This window comes from Streptomyces sp. NPDC057694 (assembly GCF_042799415.1).
Taxonomy (GTDB): domain Bacteria; phylum Actinomycetota; class Actinomycetes; order Streptomycetales; family Streptomycetaceae; genus Streptomyces.
This window is the reverse complement of the sequence record NZ_JBHVIX010000001.1, coordinates 803,347-825,960: the sequence shown is the minus strand read 5'-3', so window position 1 is coordinate 825,960 and position 22,614 is coordinate 803,347. Positions and strand designations below refer to the sequence as shown.

Annotated in this window: 17 protein-coding genes; 9 read left to right on the top strand and 8 right to left on the bottom strand. The window is 72.0% G+C overall.

Translation table 11 applies throughout. The features are described 5' to 3' along the window. Positions 1-38 precede the first annotated feature (38 nt). Positions 39-2,114: an ATP-binding protein gene (locus ACFVDP_RS03855; RefSeq protein ID WP_383482699.1), complete on the bottom strand. Its 2,076-nt coding sequence runs from the start codon at positions 2,112-2,114 to the stop codon at positions 39-41. 160 nt (positions 2,115-2,274) lie between these two features. Here ACFVDP_RS03855 and ACFVDP_RS03850 point away from each other — a divergent pair, with 160 nt between their 5' ends. Then, on the top strand, positions 2,275-2,631 hold the full coding sequence (locus tag ACFVDP_RS03850; RefSeq protein ID WP_383482697.1) for an ANTAR domain-containing protein: 357 nt from the start codon (positions 2,275-2,277) through the stop codon (positions 2,629-2,631). 7 nt (positions 2,632-2,638) lie between these two features. Here ACFVDP_RS03850 and ACFVDP_RS03845 read toward each other — a convergent pair whose 3' ends face one another. Both ACFVDP_RS03845 and ACFVDP_RS03840 read right to left on the bottom strand, forming a co-directional pair. Next, a complete protein-coding gene (locus tag ACFVDP_RS03845; protein WP_383482695.1) occupies positions 2,639-3,028 on the bottom strand; it encodes a VOC family protein in 390 nt (129 codons plus the stop codon). A gap of 34 nt (positions 3,029-3,062) precedes the next feature. Further along, entirely contained in the window at positions 3,063-4,358 is a 1,296-nt protein-coding gene (locus ACFVDP_RS03840) for a sulfite oxidase (protein WP_383484311.1), read from the bottom strand. A 141-nt stretch (positions 4,359-4,499) separates the two neighbouring features. Here ACFVDP_RS03840 and ACFVDP_RS03835 point away from each other — a divergent pair, with 141 nt between their 5' ends. The 6 genes from ACFVDP_RS03835 to ACFVDP_RS03810 all read left to right on the top strand — a co-directional run bounded on the left by ACFVDP_RS03835 (position 4,500) and on the right by ACFVDP_RS03810 (position 10,728). Next, positions 4,500-5,225, top strand: coding sequence for a GNAT family N-acetyltransferase (locus tag ACFVDP_RS03835; RefSeq protein ID WP_383482692.1), 726 nt, complete (start codon positions 4,500-4,502; stop codon positions 5,223-5,225). Positions 5,226-5,272: 47 nt separating this feature from the next. Further along, complete coding sequence (locus ACFVDP_RS03830) at positions 5,273-5,419, top strand: putative leader peptide (RefSeq protein WP_383482689.1); 147 nt, start codon at positions 5,273-5,275, stop codon at positions 5,417-5,419. A gap of 123 nt (positions 5,420-5,542) precedes the next feature. Further along, a complete protein-coding gene (locus ACFVDP_RS03825) occupies positions 5,543-6,760 on the top strand; it encodes an LLM class flavin-dependent oxidoreductase (RefSeq protein ID WP_383482687.1) in 1,218 nt (405 codons plus the stop codon). Between the two features lie 19 nt (positions 6,761-6,779). Then, a complete protein-coding gene (locus tag ACFVDP_RS03820) occupies positions 6,780-8,186 on the top strand; it encodes an NtaA/DmoA family FMN-dependent monooxygenase (protein WP_383482684.1) in 1,407 nt (468 codons plus the stop codon). Then, the gene (locus tag ACFVDP_RS03815; RefSeq protein WP_383482682.1) at positions 8,179-9,306 is read left to right on the top strand and encodes an LLM class flavin-dependent oxidoreductase; all 1,128 of its coding nucleotides are present in this window, start codon (positions 8,179-8,181) and stop codon (positions 9,304-9,306) included. Before ACFVDP_RS03820 ends, ACFVDP_RS03815 begins: the two co-directional genes overlap by 8 nt. 564 nt (positions 9,307-9,870) lie before the next feature. Beyond that, a complete protein-coding gene (locus ACFVDP_RS03810; RefSeq protein ID WP_383482679.1) occupies positions 9,871-10,728 on the top strand; it encodes a glutathione S-transferase C-terminal domain-containing protein in 858 nt (285 codons plus the stop codon). Here the strand turns inward: ACFVDP_RS03810 and ACFVDP_RS03805 are convergent. Genes ACFVDP_RS03805 through ACFVDP_RS03790 form a run of 4 tightly spaced genes read right to left on the bottom strand, consistent with a single transcriptional unit; the run spans position 10,725 to position 16,243 of the window. Next, complete coding sequence (locus ACFVDP_RS03805) at positions 10,725-13,079, bottom strand: TIM-barrel domain-containing protein (RefSeq protein ID WP_383482677.1); 2,355 nt, start codon at positions 13,077-13,079, stop codon at positions 10,725-10,727. The genes ACFVDP_RS03810 and ACFVDP_RS03805 overlap by 4 nt on opposite strands. Further along, positions 13,076-13,978 carry a carbohydrate ABC transporter permease gene (locus ACFVDP_RS03800; RefSeq protein ID WP_383482674.1) on the bottom strand — a complete coding sequence of 301 codons (903 nt, stop codon included), beginning with the start codon at positions 13,976-13,978 and terminating at the stop codon, positions 13,076-13,078. The genes ACFVDP_RS03805 and ACFVDP_RS03800 overlap by 4 nt, the downstream gene beginning before the upstream one ends. After that, positions 13,975-14,895, bottom strand: coding sequence for a carbohydrate ABC transporter permease (locus tag ACFVDP_RS03795; RefSeq protein ID WP_383482671.1), 921 nt, complete (start codon positions 14,893-14,895; stop codon positions 13,975-13,977). The genes ACFVDP_RS03800 and ACFVDP_RS03795 overlap by 4 nt, the downstream gene beginning before the upstream one ends. 37 nt (positions 14,896-14,932) lie before the next feature. Further along, positions 14,933-16,243 carry an ABC transporter substrate-binding protein gene (locus tag ACFVDP_RS03790; protein WP_383482668.1) on the bottom strand — a complete coding sequence of 437 codons (1,311 nt, stop codon included), beginning with the start codon at positions 16,241-16,243 and terminating at the stop codon, positions 14,933-14,935. Positions 16,244-16,466: 223 nt separating this feature from the next. On the opposite strand from ACFVDP_RS03790, the gene ACFVDP_RS03785 reads away from it, so the two are divergent. Next, positions 16,467-17,483, top strand: coding sequence for a LacI family DNA-binding transcriptional regulator (locus tag ACFVDP_RS03785; RefSeq protein ID WP_383482665.1), 1,017 nt, complete (start codon positions 16,467-16,469; stop codon positions 17,481-17,483). Positions 17,484-17,613: 130 nt separating this feature from the next. After that, positions 17,614-19,446 carry a glycoside hydrolase family 2 protein gene (locus tag ACFVDP_RS03780; protein ID WP_383482662.1) on the top strand — a complete coding sequence of 611 codons (1,833 nt, stop codon included), beginning with the start codon at positions 17,614-17,616 and terminating at the stop codon, positions 19,444-19,446. Positions 19,447-19,536: 90 nt separating this feature from the next. Here the strand turns inward: ACFVDP_RS03780 and ACFVDP_RS03775 are convergent, their stop codons facing one another. Beyond that, positions 19,537-22,599: an alpha-mannosidase gene (locus ACFVDP_RS03775; RefSeq protein WP_383482659.1), complete on the bottom strand. Its 3,063-nt coding sequence runs from the start codon at positions 22,597-22,599 to the stop codon at positions 19,537-19,539. Positions 22,600-22,614 lie beyond the last annotated feature (15 nt).

The window sequence follows — 22,614 nt, the reverse complement described above, 5'->3', positions numbered from 1 at the left end:
GTCCCTTCGCGGGCCGCCCCGGGTGCCCGACCGCCGGGTCAGCGGGTCCGCTGCTGCCCCAGCACCGTGTGCAGCAGCGAGTCCGGGGCCATCGACTGCGCCCTGCGCACCTGATCCTCGTACTCCGCACTGCCCAGGAGCGCCCTGGTCCTGGCACGCGTCAGCGCGCACATCGGGAGCACCTCGGGGGTGCCGCGGCGGAGCAGGCCGACGGCGCTCCAGAACCGGTCGCTCGCCGCGATCGCGACGACCGCCCGGCCGGGATCCTCCTGCGCGCACCAGCTCGTCGCGAGCAGATCGAGCCCCATGGCGATGCCGAACTGGTCACCGATGCGCTGCTTCGCGTCGAGCATGTCGCGGGCATGGTCGGCCGCGGCCCGGTGCCGCTCCTCGATCAGGGCGATCAGGGCGAGCTGGTAGTCCAGGTACGAGCGCGTCCAGTACTCCCGCAGCTCCACACAGATCTCGCGCTGCGCCTCGGCCTCCCGACGCGCCTGGTCGAGACGTCCGGCGCCGGTGAGGGCGAAGATCCGCACGAGCCGGCACAGCATCAGGCCGAACGTGGGCGTCGGCCGGGGCGCGTCCGCACCGGAGGCCGCCGCGGGGGCGGCGTCACGCGGCGGCGGGACCGCCGCCCGCAGCGCCTCGTCGGCCCGGCTCAGCGCCGTGATCGGTTCGCCGTCGAGCAGCGCGGCCAGGCCTTCGAGGTAGACGGCCTGCCGTACTCCCTCGGTGTCCCCCGCGGCGAAGGCCTCCCGCAGGCTCGCCTCCGCGTGCATGCGGCCCGCCGCATGGTCGCTCTGCAGGATCCGGGCAAGACCCAGGGTCCACAGGACCCGGACCCGCCGCGGATCGTCCCGCGGAGCCACTTCGAGAGCGAGCCCCGCGTAGTAGGCCACCTCGTGCAGATGGCCCGAACAGACCCAGAAGAAGGCCGTGTTGCCGATGAGTTCGAGTGCGGAGGCATCCTCCGCGTCGATCAGATGGCGGGTCGCGAGACACACGTCGTGGTAGAGGTCCCGCATCCGGGCGTACCAGTGCTGCTGCTCGGCGGTCAGCCACCCGTCCTTCGCCTGCCGGCTCGTCACCAGCATCGCGGCGGCGTGCCGCGCGGCGACGGCCGCTTCCTCGCCGAGCTCGCGCAGCCACATGCGGCCGTAGGCGCGCACCGAATCCAGCATCCGGTACCTGCCGTCGTGCAGGACCACCACGGACTTGCGCACCAGGCCGGTCAGCGCCTCGCGCAGGGTGTCCGCCGTCAGCGGCCCGCCGAGACACACCAGCGCCGCGAGGTCGGCGTCGAAGGAGCCGGGGAACACGGCGAGGCGTGCCCACAGCAGGCGCTCCGCCGGGCGGCACAGCTCGTGGCTCCACCCCACCGCCGTACGCAACGCGCCGTGCCGCGACGGGTTCGGCCCCTGCTCCTGCCGGTCCAGCGCCTCCGGCCGCTCCTCGGTCAGCTCGCACGCCTCCTGGAGCGTTCGGTGCCGCAGCAGCCCGGCCGCCAGTTCGAGGGCGAGCGGCACCCCTTCCAGGTGGGTGCTCAGCCGCGCCGCCAGCAGCCGTTCCGTGGTGTCGCGCAGGGGGCGGCCCGCCGCCGTGGCCCGTGCCTCGAAGAGGGCGACACCCTCGGTCGCGGCGTCCAGGGGCCCGATGTCGAGCACCGTCTCGTTCGTCATGCCCAGCGCTTCCCTGCTGGTGATCAGCACCGTCAGCTTGGGACATACCGTCAGAAGGTCCGCCACGAGCGACCTGGCCGCCGTCACCAGGTGCTCACAGGAGTCGAGGACGAGCAGCACGCGCCGGTTGCCGATCCAGTCGCACAGCGCCTCGACCAGCGTGCGTGCGGTGTGGTCCGAGAGGTGGAGGGCCTCCGCGATCGAGGCGGGGAGCAGGGCGTCGTTCTGGACCGGCCACAGATCGGCCCAGCACACCGCGTCGAAACCGGCCCAGTCGCCCCCGCGGACACCGCGGAGCGCCAACCGGGACTTCCCTATGCCCGCCCCACCGGTCACGGTCACGAGCCCCGGCTCGCGCAGCAGTTCCCGCACCTCGGCCAGCTCCGCGGCCCGGCCCACACAGGGTGTGGTCTCACTCGGCAGGTTGATCAGCACAGCAGGATTCTCCCCACAGGACGGTCTGCATGTCCTCCACTCTTCGGATCGTGAGGGCCGCACGGTGGCACCTGCCGGTCCCGGCGTGGTCGCAGGTTGCATCGGGTGGACGGGGGCAGGCGGGAGAGAGGCACAGCACCACGCACCACTGGAGGACTCCTTGGACGTCACCGCCACCTCGCAGTACGGCACCGACGAGGCCGCGCATGCCGCGGCCCAGGTCGCCGCGCTGGAAGCGCACGTGGCCCGGTTGAAGGCGGCGGTCCACGCGCGCGCCGATCTCGACCAGGCCACCGGCGTCGTCGCCGCCGTGGGCCGGATCTCGCCGGCCGACAGCTGGAACGCGCTGCACGAGGTGTCCCTGCGCACGGCCACCGACGTACGCACGGTGGCCCGGGAGGTGATCGTCTGGGCCCGCACCGGACAGCAGGACCCGGTGATCCACGGCGAGCTGGTACGCCAACTCGCCCTGCGCGCGGGGGCGCCGAAGCCCGCCCCCGCCCCGGCGGCCGCCTGAGCCGCCGTCAGCCGAGGTAGTCGGTGCGCCCCTCGTCGTCGATCTCGAAGGGGCCCTCGGGAATGATGCAGAACTCATTGCCCTCGGGGTCCGCCATCACCAGGAAACCGCCGTCCGCGTACCCGTCGAGCCTGTGCCCGCCGAGCGCCTCGACCCGGCGGCCCTCGGCGGCGGGGTCGGGGGAGGTGATGTCGATGTGCATCCGGTTCTTGCCGGGCGTGGGCGCGTCGGTTCGCTGGAAACCCAGCGCCAGGTCGTTGTCCCGCCGCAGCCACACATAGGGGCCCCCGCGCCCCACGACCGGTCTGCCGAGGAGTTCGGACCAGAACGCCGCGAGCCGTTCCGGGTCTTCGGCGTCGACGACGAGGGCGTTGATCCGTGCGGAGGAGTCCACCATGCGCCGATCCTCGCAGAAACAGGTGGTCAGGTGGTCAGGTGACCGTGACCGGGTGCCGTACCACCGCGTCGAACAGATAGCCCTGGGTGTTGTACGCGGTCGTCGCCGGCTGCGTACGGCCCGTCGTGTCGGTGGCCCTGGCCAGGAGCGTCGTCGGGCCGGTGGCCGTGGGGCGCCAGGGCACGGACCAGCGCACCCAGTCGGCGCGGCGCGCGGTGTCGTGGAGACGGGCGCGCCGCCAGGTGCGACCCGCGTCCGTGCTGACGTCGACGCGGGCGACGGTGCCCGAGCCGGACCACGAACGGCCGGTCAGCCGATGCCCGGTGTGTGCCGCCAGATCGGCGTTCCAGGGGAGTTCGAAGGCGGACTTGAGGGTCTGGCGGGACAGCGGATCGCTGCCCTGCGGCGGGTACGCGTCGCCGAACAGGCGGTAGAAATCGGTGTTCCAGGGCGAGAAGAGCGGCTCGGCCGCGACCTCGATGTCGCCGATCCATTTGATCGACGCGATGCCGATCCAGGACGGGACGATCAGCCGCACGGGAGCGCCGTGGTCGGCCGGCAGGGGCTCACCGTTCATCTCGTAGGCGAGAAGCACGTCGTCCAGGGCCTTCGCGACGGGCAGCGGGCGGCGTACCCGCCCCAGGTTCGCGCCGTCGGCGGTGACGTAGTCGGCGTCGAGGCCGCGCGGCAGCACGTCGACCGCGGCGCGCCGCAGGCCCGCGAGGCGCAGCACGTCGGCGAGCCGGGCGCCGCGCCAGCGGGCGGAGCCGATCGCGCCGAGCGTCCAGGCCGTGCCGCTGACGCTCTGCCCCTGCTGGCTGGTGAAGAAGCTCCGGCCGTTGCCCGCGCACTCGACGAAGGAGGAGCGCGACGTGGCCGGCAGGGACTTGAGGTCGTCGAGGGTGAAGTCCCTTCCCTCCCCGGTGAGTCCGTCGCCCCACACCTTCAACGACCAGGTGTGGGAGTCCAGTCGAGGTGTCGAGGTGTGGTTGCGGACGAAGAAGCGGGAGGCGGGCGTGTGATGTCCGGTGTCCGCGAGCGCGGCGAAGTTCGCCTCCGCGTTCGTGCCGCGCACCGTGAACCACTCCTCGGGGAGCGGCTTGACGATCCCCGGCGCGGACGCGGCGGGGGCCGCGGCCCGGGCAGACGCGGCGAACGCCGTGGGCAGCCCGGTCACCAGGCCCGTCGCCGCGAGCATCCGCAGCAGGTCGCGGCGGTCCACGCCGTCGGCGCGGGCCCGGCCGGCCAGCCACTGGCGCAGCCGGCGCCGGTCGTAGGCCGCCTCGTCGGTCGTCGTGTCCACCGTCTCGGATACGTCCGTCGGGATCATCACGCGGCGAGTGTAGGAAGCGCTCCACCGCGCCGCCCAGGGCAACTCCGGTATCGCAACACGGCGTTCACGCGACGTGCCCGGCGGGATTTCATGCAGCCGCAATGATTCACCCCTCAAGTGGCTGTTACACATGGTGGGGTGATCCCCACAGCGCCGGCCGACCCGAGCACCCACCCGCTGGACAACGCGGTCTGGGCCGCACTCGCCGGCCCGCACGCCCATCTCGCGCAGCGCGTGGGCCGGGCCGCCCGCTATCCGGCCGACGTCTACGCGTACGGCGCCGTCGCCGATCCGGCGGACCCCGCAGTCTGGGCGGACCTGTACACACTCGTGGGCCCGGGGAACACCGTGCGGATCAAGGGTGTGGAGAGCGTGCCGCCCGGCTGGGAGGTCGTCGGCGGCGGCCGGGGTGTGCAGCTCGTCGACACCGCGCTGCGCGCCGAACCCGCCCCGGAAGCAGTGCGGCTCGGCCCCGACGACGTGCCGGAGATGCTCGACCTGGTCGCCCGCACCCGCCCGGGCCCGTTCCTGCCGCGCACCGTCGAACTCGGCACCTACCTCGGCATCCGGCACCGGGGACAGCTCGTCGCCATGGCCGGGGAACGCCTGAAGCCGCCCGGCTGGACGGAGATCAGCGCCGTCTGCACCGACCCGGAACACCGCGGCAGGGGGCTGGCCACCCGGCTGGTCCGCGCGGTCGCCGCCGGCATCCGCGAACGCGGCGACACCCCGCTGCTGCACGCCTCCGCGACCAACACCCAGGCCATCCGGCTGTACGAGGCGATCGGCTTCACCCTGCGCCGACGCACCCGGATCCTCCAACTGCGCACGCCAGGAACAGACCGCGCGACGGAGACGTTGTGACGCACGACGGAACGCGCACCACGGCGCGGCGGACGGAGGCGCGGCACATGCGACAACCGCACCCGCCACGCCCGCACACCCCGCGCCCGCGGGCCCTGAGCCCCCGGGTCCTGCGCCCGCGCCGCGTCGTCCGCCTCCACACCCGGCCGCACATCGATCTGCGACGTGTCGCCGGCGCGCTCTGTCGCCCCTGACCTTCCCCCTGCCCCTGCCCCGAGCTGCGAACACGCCCCAGGACTCCCGGCGGGGATCCCGTTCCGCCGCCCCGTACGAGGGTGCGGCGCACTCGTCACGGCCCTCCAGGAAGGCACCCACTCGTGTCCTCAACACCCGCTTCTCCCTTGCACCTCGCCGTCGCCCTGGACGGCACCGGCTGGCACCCCGCCTCCTGGCGCGAGCCGGTGGCCCGCCCCCGGGACCTGCTCACCGCCGCCTACTGGACCGACCTGATCCAGGAGGCCGAGCGGGGCCTGCTCGACTTCGTCACCATCGAGGACGGACTCGGCCCGCAGTCCTCCCGCTTCCCTGACCCCGACGACCGCACCGACCAGGTCCGCGGCCGCCTCGACGCCGTCCTCATCGCCTCCCGGGTCGCCCCGCTCACCCGGCACATAGGCCTCGTACCGACGGTGATCGCCACCCACACCGAGCCGTTCCACATCTCCAAGGCGATCGCCACCCTCGACTACGTCAGCACCGGCCGCGCCGGACTGCGCGTCCAGGTCTCCGCCCGGCCCAACGAGGCCGAGCACTTCGGCCGCCGTACCGTCCCGCGCATCGAACTGCACGACCTTCCGCACGCCCAGGACGCGGTGACCGACTTCTTCGACGAGGCCGCCGACTACGTGGAGGTCGTGCGCGGGCTCTGGGACAGCTGGGAGGACGGCGCCGAGATCCGGGACGCCGCCACTGGCCGGTTCATCGACCGCGACAAGCTGCACTACATCGACTTCGAGGGCCGCCACTTCAGCGTCAAGGGCCCCTCCATCACACCCCGGCCGCCCCAGGGGCAGCCGCTCGTCACCGCGCTCGCCCACGACACCGTTCCCTACCGGCTCGTGGCCCGCGCCGCCGACGTCGGATACATCACCCCGCACGACACCGACGAGGCCCGCGCGATCGTCGCCCGGATCCGCGCCGAGCAGGAGACGGCGGGGCGCGCCGACGAACCCCTGCACGTCTTCGGCGACCTCGTGGTCCTCCTCGACGACGAGCCGGGCGCGGCGCGGGCCCGCAGGGAACGCCTCGACGCGCTCGCGGGCGAGCCGTACACCAGCGACGCGCTGATCTTCGCCGGAACGCCTGCCGAACTCGCCGATCTGCTCCAGGAGTTGGCGGCGGGCGGACTCACCGGCTTCCGGCTGCGGCCCGCCGTCGCCGGACACGACCTCCCGCAGATCACCCGCAGGCTCGTGCCCGAACTCCAGCGTCGCGGCGCGTTCCGCACCGCCTACGAGGCCGACACCCTGCGCGGCCTGCTGGGCCTGAGCCGGCCCGCCGACCGCTACGCCCCGCACGCCGCCGCCACCGTCTGAGCCGGAGGGATCCCCGACCATGAACAAGCCGCTGAAGCAGATCCACCTGGCCGCCCATTTCCCCGGCGTCAACAACACCACCGTGTGGAGCGACCCCAGGTCCGGCAGCCACATCGAGTTCAGCTCCTTCGCCCACTTCGCGCGGACCGCCGAACGCGCCAAGTTCGACTTCCTGTTCCTCGCCGAAGGACTCCGGCTCAGGGAACAGGGCGGGCAGATCTACGACCTGGACGTCGTCGGCCGCCCCGACACCTTCACCGTCCTCGCCGCGCTCGCCGCCGTGACCGAACACCTCGGTCTCACCGGCACCATCAACTCCACCTTCAACGAGCCCTACGAGGTCGCCCGCCAGTTCGCCAGCCTGGACCACCTCTCCGGCGGCCGCTCCGCCTGGAACGTCGTCACCTCCTGGGACGCCTTCACCGGCGAGAACTTCCGGCGCGGCGGCTTCCTGCCGAAGGAGGAGCGCTACTCCCGTGCCAAGGAGTTCCTGGCCACCACGCACGAGCTCCTCGACTCCTGGCACGGCGACGAGATCCTCGCCGACCAGGAGACCGGCGCGTTCCTGCGCGACGCCAAGGCCGGCTCCTTCGTCCACACCGGGCAGCACTTCGACATCCACGGCCGGTTCAACGTCCCGCGCTCCCCGCAGGGCCGCCCCGTCATCTTCCAGGCGGGCGACTCCGAGGAGGGCCGCGAGTTCGCCGCGTCCGACGCCGACGCCATCTTCAGCCGGTACGCCACGCTGGAGGCGGGCCAGGACTTCTACGCGGACGTCAAGAGCCGCCTCGCCAAGTACGGGCGCCGCCCCGACCAGCTGCTGATCCTCCCCGCCGCCACCTTCACCCTCGCCGACACGGACGCCGAGGCCGAGGAACTCGCCAAGGAAGTACGCCGCCAGCAGGTCAGCGGCGCCACCGCGCTCAAGCACCTGGAATTCGTCTGGAACCGGGACCTGTCCTCCTACGACCCGGACGGACCGCTCCCCGACATCGAGCCGGACGTCGGCGACCAGCACATCTCCAAGGGGCGGGCCCAGGTCCGCATGTACCGCGACCCGCTGGCCACCGCCCGCGAGTGGCGCGAACTCGCCGCCGCCCACAACTGGTCGATCCGCGATCTCGTCATCGAGACCGGCAACCGGCAGAACTTCATCGGCTCGGCCGCGACGATCGCGCGGACGATCAACGAGTTCGTGCAGGCCGACGCCAGCGACGGCTTCATCCTCGTGCCCCACATCACCCCCACCGGCCTCGACGACTTCGCCGACCAGGTCGTGCCGCTCCTCCAGGAACAGGGCGTCTTCCGCACGGAGTACGAGGGCCCGACCCTGCGCCACCACCTCGGCCTCGCCCACCCGGACGACGCCGACGGCGCACGGCCCGTCCCCCTCGCGGCTTCCGGTGAGGAGCCCGCCCGTGTCTGACATCCCCCTGGGCGTGCTCGACCTCGTACCGATAACGTCCGGGTCGACCGCCGCCGACGCCCTGCGCAACTCCATCGACCTGGCGCAGCGGGCCGAGCGCTTCGGGTACGCCCGGTACTGGTTCGCCGAGCACCACCTCAACCCCGGCGTCGCGGGCACCTCCCCGGCCGTCGTCCTCGCGCTGACCGCGGCGCACACCTCCACGATCCGGCTCGGCTCCGGCGCGGTGCAGCTCGGCCATCGCACCGCGCTGAGCACGGTCGAGGAGTTCGGTCTGCTCGACGCTTTGCACCCGGGCCGTCTCGACCTGGGGCTCGGCCGCTCGGGCGGCCGTCCGCCGGGCGGGCCGGCCGCGGCGCCCGCGACCGTCACTCCGGTGGTCGACGGCCGGGCCCCGAACGGGCTCCTGATCCCGCCCGCGTTCTCCTTCGAACGCCTTCTCGGCTCCCCGCGGATCGCCCTCCAGCGCAAGCTGCTCCTGCTGCCCGGCTCCCAAGGCCAGGACTACGCGGAGCAGCTCGACGACATCCTCGCGCTGCTGGCCGGCACCTACCGGTCCCCGGACGGCGTCGAGGCGCACGTGGTGCCGGGGGAGGGCGCCGACCTTCAGGTGTGGATCCTGGGCAGCAGCGGCGGCCGGAGCGCCGAGGCGGCGGGCGCGCGCGGACTGCGGTTCGCCGCGAACTACCACGTCAGCCCCGGCACGGTGCTGGAGGCCGTGGACGGCTACCGGTCCTTCTTCCAGCCCTCCGACGTCCTCGACAAGCCGTACGTGAGCGTGTCGGCCGACGTGGTCGTGGCGCAGGACGACGCGACGGCCCGCGAACTCGCCGGCGGCTACGCGGCCTGGGTCCGCAGCATCCGTACCGCCGAGGGAGCCATCGCCTACCCGACACCGGAGGAGGCCCGGTCCCTGGAGTGGACCGACGAGGACAGCGACCTGGTGAGGGACCGGGTCGACACGCGGTTCGTCGGCTCGCCGGGCCGGGTGGCCGACGGGCTGGCGCAGCTTCAGGAAGCCACCGGCGCCGACGAACTGCTGATCACGACCGTCACCCACGACCACGCGGCCCGGGTGCGGTCGTACGAACTGCTCGCTGAGGAGTGGCGCCGCAGGTGAGGAGCGGGCCCGTCGTGGCGCACGACGCGCCACGGCGGGCCCGCACCCCTTCTCACGTGGTGAGACGACAGGGCGAGCTGGACGCGGGCCCCTTGACGCAGGTCGATCGCGGACCGAGACTCCACTACGGGAATCCTAGTGAATTGGTAGGGAAGCATGGGTCGACCGGCGACGGATCTCGGTGCCGACGCTGTCCGCGTCGCCGTCCGGCAGCTGCCCCTGCTGACGTCCCGCCGTCACATCGACCTCGCACGAGTCTGCAGTGCGGCTAGGCCCTGTCTTCAAACTCCCCTCGTCGCCCGGAGGGCGGCCGCGCGGCGTCTGGTGCGTGCTCTCGGTGCGCCGGGGGCAAGGCCTCGTACTGGATGTACTCGGCCTTGCCCCCGGTGCGGCGAGAGTGCGTGCCGGGCGTCGCGCGGCAGAGGGGAGTTTGAAGACAGGGCCTAGGCCGCCGCACCCCGGAGGTCCCGCCCCCGCGCACGCCTGACCCGCACGCACCAACTGCCGTGTCCGGCCGCGCCGTCGCCGTCGTATGCCTGTGACCCAGCACTCTGAGGGAGACGTATGCCCGCCTCATCGTCCTCGACCGCCGCGCCGTCCTTCCGGAGCAGGATCGGCTGTGACGCGCGCAGCGGCTACTACGCCGTACCGCGCCGCTACCGGCTCCACCTCTCGCCGTCCTGTCCGAACTGTCTGCAGATCGCCGTCACCCACAGCCTCCTCGAACTCGACGACACCCTCCCGGTGACCCTGCTGTCCGCCGTGCCCGACGCCCCCGGCGGCGGCCACCTCGCGCTGCGCCCGCTCTACGAGGCGAGCGCGCACCAGCACCGCGGGCCGACCCTTGCGCCGGTCCTCAGTGACAGCTGGACCGGCACGATCGTCAGCACGCACACCCCCGACATCCTGCGGGACCTCGCCCGCCGGTTCGGCGACCAGGGCCCCGACCTCCACCCGCGGGGCGCCGAGCAGGAGATCGAAGCCGTCGGCCGGCTCTGCGAGCAGGACATCACCGCGGCCGCCCAGTGCGCCGGTGAGCCCGGCACCGACCCGGTGGCACGTGCCACCGCCCTGACCGCGCTCGCCGACGCCCTGGACGAGCTGGAAGCGCGGCTCGAAGCCCAGCGGTATCTGGTCGGCGACGACGTCACGCTCGCCGACGTCCAGTTGTGGGTCACCCTGGTGCAGCTGGACACGGTGCACCGCCACCACCTGGACGCCGCCGCCGTGCACCGCATCACCGACCACCCCCGGCTGTGGGCGTACGCACGGCGCCTGACGGCCCACCCCGCGTTCGGCCGGCACCTCGACCTCGACGGGATCGCCCGCAGGCACCACGCACACTGCCGGGGCGAGGAGGCCGCCGGAGCGGCCGTGCAGATCGTGGACTGGGCGGCGTACGTGCGGTCGGACACGCCCTAGTCCTGCCGGGCCGTCAGCTGCTCCACCACCGCGCCCAGCAGCTCCGGCGGTACGCGCAGTGCGTGCAGCGCCGAGATCCTCGACGTCAGCGGCCCGGCCGAGGTCACGATCCGCCACATCTCCAGCTTGGTGGGGTTGTCGAACTGGGCCGCGCCGAGGATCCGCCGTACGGCGTCGACCGTGCGGTCCGGGTGCGGGCCGGGCGTCAGCTCGACCCGCGCACCGGAGGCGGCGCCGGCCTCGACCGTGACGCTGAACCGGCCGGATTCACCGGTGACCGTCCCCGGTGCGCCGTCGACCAGGACCGGTCCCGTGGGCAGACCCGCCAGGAAAGTGGCCGTCCAGGTGCGGGTCGCGGGAACGATGCCCTCGGGTCCCTCGGCCGGGCCGATGCGCAGGACACCGGAGACGGCGTCCCATTCCAGGGACGTCGTGACCGTGCGCAGGTTCGTGCCGTCGCCCTGCCCGTCGTCCTCGATCAGGGTGAACGTCCCGCTCTCCGAGGGCGCGATGAGCAGTTCGAGGTGTGCGGGGTTGCGGGTCGCGTCCAGGTCGTCGGGCCCGGCGAGCGGGAGGATGCCGCCGCCGCGCAGCAGGGCAGGCACCTCGCCGAGGCCGCGGTGCAGCTCGATGTGCCGGTCGCCGTCGTACACGGTGCCGGTGAAGATGTCGGTCCAGGTGCCGGGCGGCAGCCAGGCCGGGGTGGCGGCGAGCAGGGTGACCGGATCGCGCGGAGTGGTGACGGGGGAGACCAGCAGCTCGCTGCCGAACGCGAACTGGTTGGGCACCTGGTACGCCTCGTCCCGCTCGGGCGACCCGTGATACATCGGGCGCACCAGGGGCGTCCCCGCGGCCGCGGCGTGATTCATGGTGTGCAGATAGGGCACGAGCCGGTGCCGGAACCGCAGGGCCTCGCCCATCGCCTGCCGGGGCTCCGGCGGGAACTGCCACGGCTCCTTGCGGATGAACGGATTGCTCGCCGAGTGCAGCCGCAGAACGGGGGAGAACACCCCCAACTGGAGCCAACGGGTGGCCAGTTCGTCGTCGCGGACGCCTCGCGTGTGGCCGCCGATGTCGTGACTCCACCAGCTGTAGCCGATGTTGGCCGCCGACGCGGTGAACTCGGGCTGGAAGGCCAGGGACGCCCAGGAGACGACCGAGTCGCCGGAGAAGCCGACGCCGTAACGCTGGCTGCCGGGACCGGCGTACCGGGAGAAGGCCATCGGGCGGCGGCCCTCGCGCCCGGAGTCGAGGAAGTGGAAGTGGTTCAGGAGCCAGAGCGGATCCACGCCCGGGATCCGGGACGTGCTGCCCTGCTGCCAGTCGATCCACCAGAAGTCGACGCCCTGGTCCTCCAGCGGATGGTGCAGGAGACGGAAGTACGCGTCGAGGAACGCCCGGTCGGTGAGGTCGAACGGGATGGTCGCGTCCGACGCCGGGTCGACCCCGACCGCGCGCGCCACCTCCGGATAGGCGTCCTCGAACGGGCGGACCCCGTCGGCCGGATGCAGGTTCAGGGTGGTGCGCAGGCCCCGGCGGTGCAGCTCCGCCAGGAACGCCTCCGGGTCGGGGATGAGGCGGCGCTCCCACGAGTAGCCCGTCCAGCCGGTCCCGTAGCGGGGCGGCACCGAGTCGACGCGGTGCCAGTCCATGTCGATCACGGCCACGGAGAACGGCAGCTTCTCCGCGTCGAACCGGTCGAACAGCTCCAGGTACGTGTCGGTGGTGTACGCGTGATAGCGGCTCCACCAGTTGCCCAGCGTCCAGCGCGGCAGCACCGGCGGAGGTCCGGACAGCGAGTACAGCGCCCCGACCGCGTCTCCGTAGTCGCGGCCGTAGGCGAACACGTACAGGTCGCGACGGCCGGGCGTGCGCGGAGCGACCCATCCCTCGTCGTCGAAGAGGAAGGACGCCGAGTCGTCGACGACGGCGATCCCGTCGCGGGCGGCGACACCGTCCTCCAGGGGGATGCGGCCGTCCGCGTCGTCGAGGGTGCGGGCCGTGCCGCCCAGGTTGTCGGAGCGCCGCTCGCCGAACCGCCAGCGCCCGCCGGCCGGCACCGTCACGACGAGCCCGCTCGCACTGAACTCGCTCCGGTCGTACAGGAGATGGAGCCGGTCGGTGGACACCTCCAGCACGTCGTCGCTCTCCCGGACGGTGAACCGGGGTGTGGGGTGCTCGCGGTGGAGCGCGAAACTCGACGCGCGGTCCTCGAAGTCGCCGTCCTCGGACCATTCGAGGCGCAGCAGCCCCTCGGTGAGCACGGTGACCCGCCAGTGGTCGCCGCGCAGGACCGACGCGTCCCGGGCGCGGGGGCGGGCCGGGATCCTGCTGAGTGGTGCCTGTGTCATTGCTTGACTGCCCCTTGGGTCACACCGCTGATCACCCAGCGCTGGGAGAACAGGTAGACGAGTACGGTCGGTGCCATCGCCATCAGGTACGAGGCGAAGGCGATGTTGTAGTTGGTGTCGAACTTGCTCTGGAAGATGCTCTGGAGGACCGGCAGGGTCTGCTGCCCCGGATCCGAGGTGATCAGCGAGGGCAGCATGAAGTCGTTCCACGAGGCGAGGAACGCGAAGATGCCGACGGTCGCGTTCATCGGGCCGAGCAGCGGCACGATGATGCGCCGGAAGATCTGCCAGGTGGAGGCCCCGTCCATGCGCGCGCTCTCCTCCAGCTCCATCGGTATCGAGCGCAGGTACGCGGTGTAGAGCAGCACGCTGAACGACAGCTGGAAGACGATGTGCAGCAGGGCGACGCCCACCGGACTGTCGATGCTCAGCAGCGCGGTCATCTTGATCTGCGGCAGCGCCACCACCGGGAACGGCAGGAACATCGCGCCCAGCAGATAGAAGAACGACCAGCGGAAGACACGCCGGTCCCAGTTGCGGGCGATGGCGTACGCGGCGAGCGAGCTGAGCGCCAGCGTGCCGAGGACCGACGCCGCGGCCACCGCCACGGAGATCGTGAACGAGACGGGGAAGTCCGTGATGCGCCAGGCGTCGGCGAAGCTGCTCAGGTCGATCGGCCACGGCAGTGAGAAGGCATTGCCGTCGGCCGCCTGCGAGGAGGACTTCAGGGCCATCGCGACGGTGACGTACAGCGGGACGAGGACCGCGAGTGAGGCGACCACGAGCAGCGCGGTGACCGGCCGGTTGGGCGCGTCGCCGTTCCGGCGACGGCGGGTGGTCGGTGGCCGGCGCGGCGGGGCGCTCCGGGTGCGCTCGGACGGCGGGAGAGTGGTGGTCATGACAGCCGGAGCCCCCTTCCTCGGGTGGCCAGGAGTTGCAGCAGGGAGACGGCGACGGTGAGGACGAAGAAGACGGTGGCGTTGGCCATCTGGTAGGCGTAGTCGCCGCCCGTGTAGCCGAGGAAGATCGTTTTGGCGACGCTGTACGTCGCCGTGCCGGGCCCGCCGTCCGTGAGGCCCACGATGATGTCGTAGGCGTTCAGATAGCCCTTGACGCCGAGGATCGTGTTGATGACGAGGTATCCGGAGACCAGCGGCAGCGTGATGGACCGGAACCGGCGCCAGGCAGAGGCCCCGTCGATGGAGGCCGCCTCGTACAGTTCGCCGGGGATCGACAGCAGACCGGCGATGTAGATGAGCAGGGCGCCCGGGATCGTCTGCCACGCGGAGACGATCACGATGGCGATCCACGCGAGGTCGGGATTGCCCAGGATGCTCTCCTCCAGCGGTCCGAACCCGACCGAAGAGGCCAGTGAGGGCAGTGAGTTGGAGAAGAGGTAGTTGAAGACGTACGCGACGACGATCCCGGAGACCACCATCGGGATGACGAAGATGCTCCGCAGCGTCGTCAGGAACCGGATACGGCTGGTCAGACCGAGGGCGAGGCCCAGTGCGACGGCCTGCGCGAGGACCACGGTCACCAGCGCGAACCCGAGGGTGAACTTGTACGAGTCCCAGATGGACGGGTCGGAGAAGAGCGCCACGTAGTTCGTCAGGCCGGTGAACTTCCATGAACCGAAGCCGACGTAGTCGGTGAAGCTGTAGAAGACGCCGACGACGGCGGGCACCAGGACCAGACCGGTGAACAGCACCAGCGTGGGCAGCAGGAACCAGTAGTAGAGGGGTTCGACACGGCGGCGCCGCGCGGCGGACGGCGCCGCGGACGCGGCCGGTGGGACAGGGGGAGGCACAGCCATGAGGTCTCCTCGATGCGGTGCGCGCGGGTGAGTGGGCCTACGCCGAGGTACGGATCGCGATCCGCCGCCAGTCGGCGTCGAGTTGCCGGAGCATCGCGTCGAAGTCGCCGGTGGCGATCGCGCTCTGCAGGTAGTTGCCGAGCGGGATCGACGGCGGGACGAAGGTGCCCGCCCCGAGGTAGAAGGCGGCCGAGTCGACATAGGGCTGGAGGCCGGAAAGGCGGGGGTCCTTCGCCGCCGGGGCGTCCTTGGTGACGCCGTACGCGAGGTTGTCCCGGTTGTACGCGTCGATGATCTTCGGCTGCATCAGGAAGTCGACCAACTCCGCAGCCTGGTCCGGGTGGTCGGCGTCGGTCGGGATCCACAGGGACAGGTCGATGTTGACGCGCGCCTTGCGGTCGGCGGCCCGCTCCGTGACGGGCAGCGGGAACGTGCCGATGTCCAGACGCGGATCGACGGCCGCGATCTGGGTCAGCGCCCAGGGACCCTGCAGATACATGGCCGCCTGCCCCTTGCCGAAGGCGAGGTTGCCGTCCGGGTAGGAGCGGGTGGCGGCGTCCCGGTTGTAGAACTTGGTGAGCGTGCGGGCCCGGTCCATCGCCTCGGCGAAGTCCTGCTGGAACGAGACGGGCGAGTTCCGGCCGACGTCGGTGCCCTGCTCGGCCATCCGGCGGAAGAACGACGCGGTGTCGACGAGGCCGCCGGCGCAGTAGTCGAAGAGCCCCTGCCAGATCGTCCAGGTCTCCTTGCCGGTCGCGTAGATCGGGACGACCTTCGCGGCCCGCAACTCCTTGCAGACGTCCAGGAACTCGGACCAGGTCGTCGGCACCGGAAGCCGGTACTTGGCGAAGATCCGCTTGTTGTAGATGACCCCGGCAGCGGCCAGGGAGTACGGCAGGACGCTGGTGCGTCCCGGGTAGGTCGCGTACTGCTCGGCGAGCCGGGCCACGCTGGTGGTGATGCGGCGGGCCGCGGGCCGGTCCGACACGTCCGACAGGACGCCGCGTTCGATGTACCGGGCCAGTTCGAGGTTGTTGTTGAAGCAGCCCACGTCAGCGGGCTCGGCACGGACGAACTGCGGGGCGATGACGTTCGTCGTGTCGTGCACCACCCGGATGCCCGGTCGGCGCCGCTCGAACGTCCGCAGCACCTTGTCGAAGTAGCCGATGACCTCCTGTTTCTGCAGATAGAAGCGCATGGTCGAGCTCGACTTCCCGGCCGCTTCGCCGCCGCAGCCGCTGAGTCCCAGCGCACCGAGCGCGGCGCCGGCCCCGGCCGCCGCGACGAGGCCGCGCCGGCTCGGACCACGGGCACTGCGGACCACGGCCCGCTCCGATCCGATCGTCACCTCGTCGCCTCCTGAGGTTCGTGTCACGCGTCCCCAGGGGAGTGCGTGATCCAGTTACGAGCAGAGCGCGGCGAACTTACAGCGCTGTAAATTTCAGTGTCAACCACTTCGGCGGCCCTTCCACTGCCCCGGACCGGACCTCCGGCGCGGGAGGTAGGGTCGGCCCGCAGTCGGCGGAGCGTCCTGACGGGCGCGGCCCCCGAGTCACCCACCAGGAGGCGAAGTGCCCAACGTCCGCCTGAGCGACGTCGCCCGATACGCAGGCGTCTCGACGAAGACGGTCTCGAACGTCGTCAACGGCTATGTGCACGTGCGCGACAGCACGCGCACCCGTGTCCAGCAGGCCATCGACGAGCTGGGATACCGCCCCAACCTGCGCGGCCGCAACCTCGCGACCGGCCGCACCGGCATGATCGCGCTCGCCTTCCCCGACCTGCGGATCCCCTACTTCGCCGAGCTCGCCCACGTCCTGTCGCGGGCGGCCGCGGAGCGCGGCTACCGGCTGCTCCTGGAGGAGTCGGGCGGTGCGCCCGACGTCGAGCGGGCCCTGCTGTCCGCTCAGGAGGCGGGTGTCGTCGACGGCGTGCTCATGCAGCCCGCCTGGCTGAGCTCCACGGAGATCGCCCAGCACCGCAGAGGGGTTCCGGTCGTGCTCCTGGGGGAGAGCGCCGCACCCCTCGGCGTCGACCATGTACGGATCGACAACATCGCCGCGGCGGTGCAGGTCGTGGAGCATCTGGCCGCCCTGGGCCGCCGCCGCATCGCCTACCTGTGCGCCGAGTGGTCGACGCCGAGCGAGACGTCACGGCAGCGCCTGATCGGCTACCAGCAGGGCCTGGAGAGCTGCGGAATCCCGGTCGACAGGGGCCTGATCGTCTCCGGAGAGGTGGCGAACGCGCAGGCCGCCGCGGAAGCGCTCGGCGCCGCGCTCGACGACGGCATGGCGCCGGACGCCGTCTTCTGCCGCGACGACCTGGCCGCGCTGGGCGCGCTGCGCGCCCTCGCGGACCGGGGCCTGCGGGTGCCGCAGGACGTCGCCGTCACGGGCTGGGACGACAGCACCCTTGCCTCCGCGGTGCGCCCGGGCCTGACCTGCGTACGGGCCGACGAGGCCGAACTCGCACGGCGTGCGCTGGACTTGCTGATCGAGCGCATCGAGGGGTTCGACGGCCTCGGCCGGCACGAGATCGTCGCGCACTCGCTCGTCGTCCGGGAGAGCGCGCCACAGCCGACCGCCTGAGGGATGCCGCGGAGCGGGCACCAGGCGCTTCTCCCTTGCGCATTTACAGCGGTGTAAATCGATGCTGAGATGGTCGCCGAGGGCATGCGGCCGGCGTGGCCGCAGTTGTCGCGACGACTCAGGAGAGCGCATGGTGCAGTCGAGCCCGCAGGACCTTCCCCGCCCCGAGTACCCGCGCCCCGGATTCGTCCGCGCGGACTGGCTCAACCTCAACGGTTCGTGGCAGTTCGCCCGCGACCCCGGCGACAGCGGCCTCGAACGGGGCCTGGTCGAGGCGGAGTTGCCCGAGCGGATCACGGTCCCGTTCTGCCCCGAGTCGGAGCTCTCCGGCATCGGCGACACGGACTTCCTCGCCGCGGTCTGGTACCGGCGCACCGTACGCGTGCCCGCCGCATGGGCCGGACGCAGGCCCGTGCTCCACTTCGGCGCCGTGGACCACGACGCGACGGTGTGGGTCAACGGCACCGAAGTGGCCCGGCACAGCGGCGGGTTCACCTCCTTCAGCGCCGACTTGGGCGAGGTGGTGCGCCCCGGCGACGAGGCCACGATCGTCGTCCGGGCCCGGGACGACGCCACGGGTCCGCAGGCGCGCGGCAAGCAGTCGGACCGCTACGCCAACTACAGCTGCCTGTACACCCGGACGACGGGCATCTGGCAGACGGTGTGGCTGGAGCCGGTCGCCGACACCCACCTCGGTCGCCCCCGCATCACCCCCGACCTGGCCGCGGGCTGCTTCCACCTCGAACTCCCGCTGTCCGGCAGCCGCACCGGCCACCGCGTCCGCGCCCGCCTCACCGACGCGCAGGGCACCGTGACCGAGACCTCGGTCCCCGCCCATCTCGACCTCGCACCGCGCCTGGTGCTGCCCGTCCCGGCCGAGCGGGGCAGGAGCTGGTCGCCCGAGGACCCGCACCTGTACGAGATCCACCTCGACGTCGTGGACGCCTCCGGCACGGTGGTCGACTCGGCGGTGTGCACGGCGGGCCTCCGCTCGGTCACCGTCGACGGCAAGCGGGTGCTGCTCAACGGCGAGCCGGTCTTCCAGCGCCTCGTCCTGGACCAGGGCTGGTACCCGGACGGACTGATGACGGCGCCCGACGACGCGGCCCTCGTCCGCGACATCGAACTCTCCCTCGCCGCCGGCTTCAACGGCGCCCGGCTGCACCAGAAGGTCTTCGAGGAGCGCTTCCTGCACCACGCCGACCGCCTCGGCTACCTGGTGTGGGGCGAGTTCGGCGACTGGGGCGCGGGCACGGGCCCCGTGAGCACCGACAACCAGCAGCCCACCAGCGGCTTCGTCGCGCAGTGGCTGGAGGCCGTCGAGCGTGACTACAACCACCCGTCGATCATCGGCTGGTGCCCCCTCAACGAGACCCGCCAGCGCCTCTCCGACCGGCAGAGCGTCCTCGACGACGTCACCCGCGCGATGTTCCTCGCCACCAAGGCCGCCGACACCACCCGCCCGGTCCTCGACGCCTCCGGCTACGCGCACCGCGTCCCCGAGACGGACATCTACGACTCGCACTGCTACGAACAGAACCCGGAGATCTTCGCGAAGCTGATGAGCGGCCTCGCCGAGGACAAGCCCTTCGTCAACCCGCAGGACGAGGCCCCGGACGCCACCTGGTCCGTCCCCTATCGCGGACAGCCCTACTTCTGCAGCGAGTTCGGCGGCATCTGGTGGAACCCCGACGAGGCGGAGGCCGCGGGCGAGGACCGTGACGTGTCGTGGGGCTACGGCCAACGCCCGCGCGACGAGGAGCAGTTCCAGCACCGCTTCGCCGGCCTGACCGGCGTACTCCTCGACGATCCCGACATGTTCGGCTACTGCTACACGCAGCTCACCGACGTGTTCCAGGAGCAGAACGGCATCTACCGCTTCGACCGCTCCGAGAAGCTCGACGTGTCCCGCGTCCGCGCGGCGCAGCTGCGGCCCGCCGCGATCGAGGCCGACGGGAGCTGACCCCGACCCCGACCCCGGGGGGGGGGGGGGAAAAAGAGGGCGGGGGGGGCGCCCCCCCGCCCCCCCCCCCCCCCCCCCCCCACGCCCGTCTCAGCCCCGCTCGGGAGTCAGCCGTACCGTCAGGATCTGGAACGGACGCAGCCGCAGCCGCACCCCGTCGTCCGTGACCTCGCAGGCCGGTTCGTCGGCCGCGCGGGGCCGCTCCAGGAGGTCGGTCGCGGTGGCCGACGTGATCCGGAAGCCGGGCGTGAGCAGCGCTGTCGCGCGGCCGCCGTGGGCCTCGTAGAGGCGGACCACCACGTCGCCCGTGCGGTCGTCGGCCAGCTTGACCGTCTCGACCACGACCGCCGGACTGTCGACGGACACCAGCGGCGCCACCTCGGCGGAACCCGGCACCGTGCGCTCCGGCAGGTTCAGGTGGTACCCCTCGCGGATCGCGTCCTCGACATCCGCGCCGATCACCAGGGCGTAGCGCAGACGATGCGTGCCCTGGTCGGTGTCCGGGTCGGGGAAGCGCGGCGCCCGGGCCAGGGAGAGACGGAGCGTGGTGGTCGTCCCGCCGTCCTCGCGCACCGCACGTGTCACGTCGTGACCGTACGTCGAGTCGTTGACCACGGCCGCCCCCCAGCCGCGCTCCCCGACGTGCAGGAAGCGGTGCGCGCACACCTCGAACTTCGCCGCGTCCCAACTGGTGTTGGTGTGCGTCGGCCGCTCGACGTGCCCGAACGGGACCTGCGCCGTCGAGTGCGCCGCCCGCACGTCCAGCGGGAACGACGCCTTCAGCATCTTCTCCGTCTCGTGCCAGTCCAGGACCGCCTCGACGTCGAGGCGGCGGGCGCCCGGCGCGAGGGACAGCGTCTGCTCGACACGGGACGCGCCGAAGGCACGTACGACCTTCACCGCGCCGTCCACCACGGTCACCGACTCCACGTCCGTCAGATCGGTGACGGTGTTGCGGTAGAACGCGTCGACGTCCCAGGCGTCCCACTGGTTGGGGAAGTCCTGGTGCAGCTGGAGCAGGTTCGCGACGCCGCCCGGCGGCAGCGCCTCGCGGCCCGCGTCGATGTCGTACGCCGACGTCACCAGGCCCCGCTCGTCGACGACGATCCGGACCAGCCCGTTGTCGAGGACGTGGCGGCCGCCGTCCGCCACCGGGGCGACCGTGGCCGGCTCACGCCGGGTGCGCACGGCGCCGCCCAGGGCCGCGGCGCCACCCCGGGGGTGCGGTGCCGCGTTGAAGACGACCTCCGAGCCGTCGGCACCGGCCGGACCGGCCAGCGCCGTCTGCGCCGAGGCGATCAACTCACCCAGCTCGGAGGCGACCTGACGATACGTCTCCTCGGCCTCCCGGTGCACCCAGGCGATCGACGTACCCGGCAGGATGTCGTGGAACTGGTGCAGCAGCACCGTCTTCCACAGCCGGTCCAGCGCCTCGTACGGATACTCCGCGCCCGTGCGCAGCGCGGCCGTCGCCGCCCACAACTCCGCCTCGCGCAGCAGGTGTTCGCTGCGCCGGTTGCCCTGCTTCGTCGCGATCTGACTGGTGAGCGTGCCGCGGTGGAACTCCAGGTACAGCTCGCCCACCCACACCGGCGCGTCCGGGTACTCCTCCAGCGCCTTGGCGAAGAAGTCGCCGGGCTTCTCGATCGAGACGCGCGCCGAACCCTCCAGATCGGCCATGCGCTCCGCGCGCGCCAGCATCTCGCGGGTGGGGCCGCCACCGCCGTCGCCGTAGCCGAACGGGGCAAGCGAGCGGTTCGCCGCACCCTTGTCCTGGAAGTTGCGGACGCTGTGCGCGACCTCGGCGCCGGACAGATCGCTGTTGTACGTGTCGACCGGCGGGAAGTGACTGAAGATCCGGGTGCCGTCGATGCCCTCCCACCAGAACGTGTGGTGGGGGAACTTGTTCGTGGTGTTCCACGAGATCTTCTGCGTCAGGAACCAGCGCACCCCCGCCAGCTTCATCAGCTGCGGCATCGCCGCGTTGTAGCCGAACGTGTCCGGCAGCCACATGTCCTCGGTCTCGACACCGAACTCTTCGAGATAGAACCGCTTGCCGTGGATGAACTGGCGGGCCAGCGCCTCCCCGCCGGTGATGTTGGTGTCCGGCTCCACCCACAGGCTGCCCGTGGGCACGAACTGTCCGGTCTTCGCCTTCTCCTGGGCGCGCTCGTACACCTCGGGGCGGTGCTCCTTGAGCCAGGCCAGCTGCTGCGCCTGGGACATCACGAAGCGGAACTCGGGGTGCTCGTCCATGAGTTGCGTGACGTTGGAGACCGTACGGGCCACCTTGCGCACCGTCTCGCGCAGCGGCCACAGCCACGCCGTGTCGATGTGGGCGTGGCCGATCGCGGAGATCCGGTGCTCGCCGGCGGCGGCGGGGGAGGCCAGGACGGGAGCGAGGATCTCGCGGGCCGCGACGGCGGTCCCGCTGATGTCCTGGAGGTCCACGGCGTCCAGGGCGCTCGACAGCGACCGCAGGATCTGCCAGCGGCGCGACGACTGCTCGGGCAGCTCGCGCATGAGCTGGTCGAGCACCTCCATGTCGTGGACCAGCTCGTAGACGTCCGCGTCGAACAGGGCGAGGTCGAGCCGCCGCAGCCGGTAGATCGGCTCGCCGCCCGGTGCGCCCGGCGCGTCCAGCCACGGCGCGCGACCGCCCAGCGGAGTGATCGCGAAGCTGTGGTCCGCGGGTCCGGAGTGCATCACGACCGGGTTCGCCGCGGCCTCGACGTAACAGGTGAACTCCTCGCCACCTGCCGCCTGTTCGGCGACCGGCAGCCACGCGTTGCGTGGATTGAGCGCCTTCACCGCCGTGCCGTCGGGCCGGTACACCAGGCCCTCCGCGGAGAAGCCCGGCTCGGAGGGGTCGAAGCCGAGATCGACGACGGCCTCGACCCGGCGGCCCGCCCACTCCTCGGGGACGCGGCCGCTGAGCCGGAACCAGCTCGTGGTCCAGGCGGGACCCCAGTGCGCGCCCGCCGCGGTGGGCCGGTAGTCGGCGGCCAGACCCTCGGCCACCGGAACGGGCTCGCCCGGCACCTGCCAGATCCCGACGTCGAGCGGGACGGACACGGCGTGGACGGCGGGCCGGATGCGTTCGTCGAGTACGCGCCGCAGGCGCCGCTCGACGATGTCGCGGTCGGAATGCACAGATATCCCTTCCAA

Coding starts and splice junctions, on each gene's coding strand:
- ACFVDP_RS03845 (WP_383482695.1), bottom strand. CDS start 3,028: ATGGTGGACTCCTCCGCACGGATCAACGCCCTCGTCGTCGACGCCGAA.
- ACFVDP_RS03840 (WP_383484311.1), bottom strand. CDS start 4,358: ATGATCCCGACGGACGTATCCGAGACGGTGGACACGACGACCGACGAG.
- ACFVDP_RS03830 (WP_383482689.1), top strand. CDS start 5,273: ATGCGACAACCGCACCCGCCACGCCCGCACACCCCGCGCCCGCGGGCC.
- ACFVDP_RS03820 (WP_383482684.1), top strand. CDS start 6,780: ATGAACAAGCCGCTGAAGCAGATCCACCTGGCCGCCCATTTCCCCGGC.
- ACFVDP_RS03810 (WP_383482679.1), top strand. CDS start 9,871: ATGCCCGCCTCATCGTCCTCGACCGCCGCGCCGTCCTTCCGGAGCAGG.
- ACFVDP_RS03805 (WP_383482677.1), bottom strand. CDS start 13,079: ATGACACAGGCACCACTCAGCAGGATCCCGGCCCGCCCCCGCGCCCGG.
- ACFVDP_RS03800 (WP_383482674.1), bottom strand. CDS start 13,978: ATGACCACCACTCTCCCGCCGTCCGAGCGCACCCGGAGCGCCCCGCCG.
- ACFVDP_RS03795 (WP_383482671.1), bottom strand. CDS start 14,895: ATGGCTGTGCCTCCCCCTGTCCCACCGGCCGCGTCCGCGGCGCCGTCC.
- ACFVDP_RS03780 (WP_383482662.1), top strand. CDS start 17,614: ATGGTGCAGTCGAGCCCGCAGGACCTTCCCCGCCCCGAGTACCCGCGC.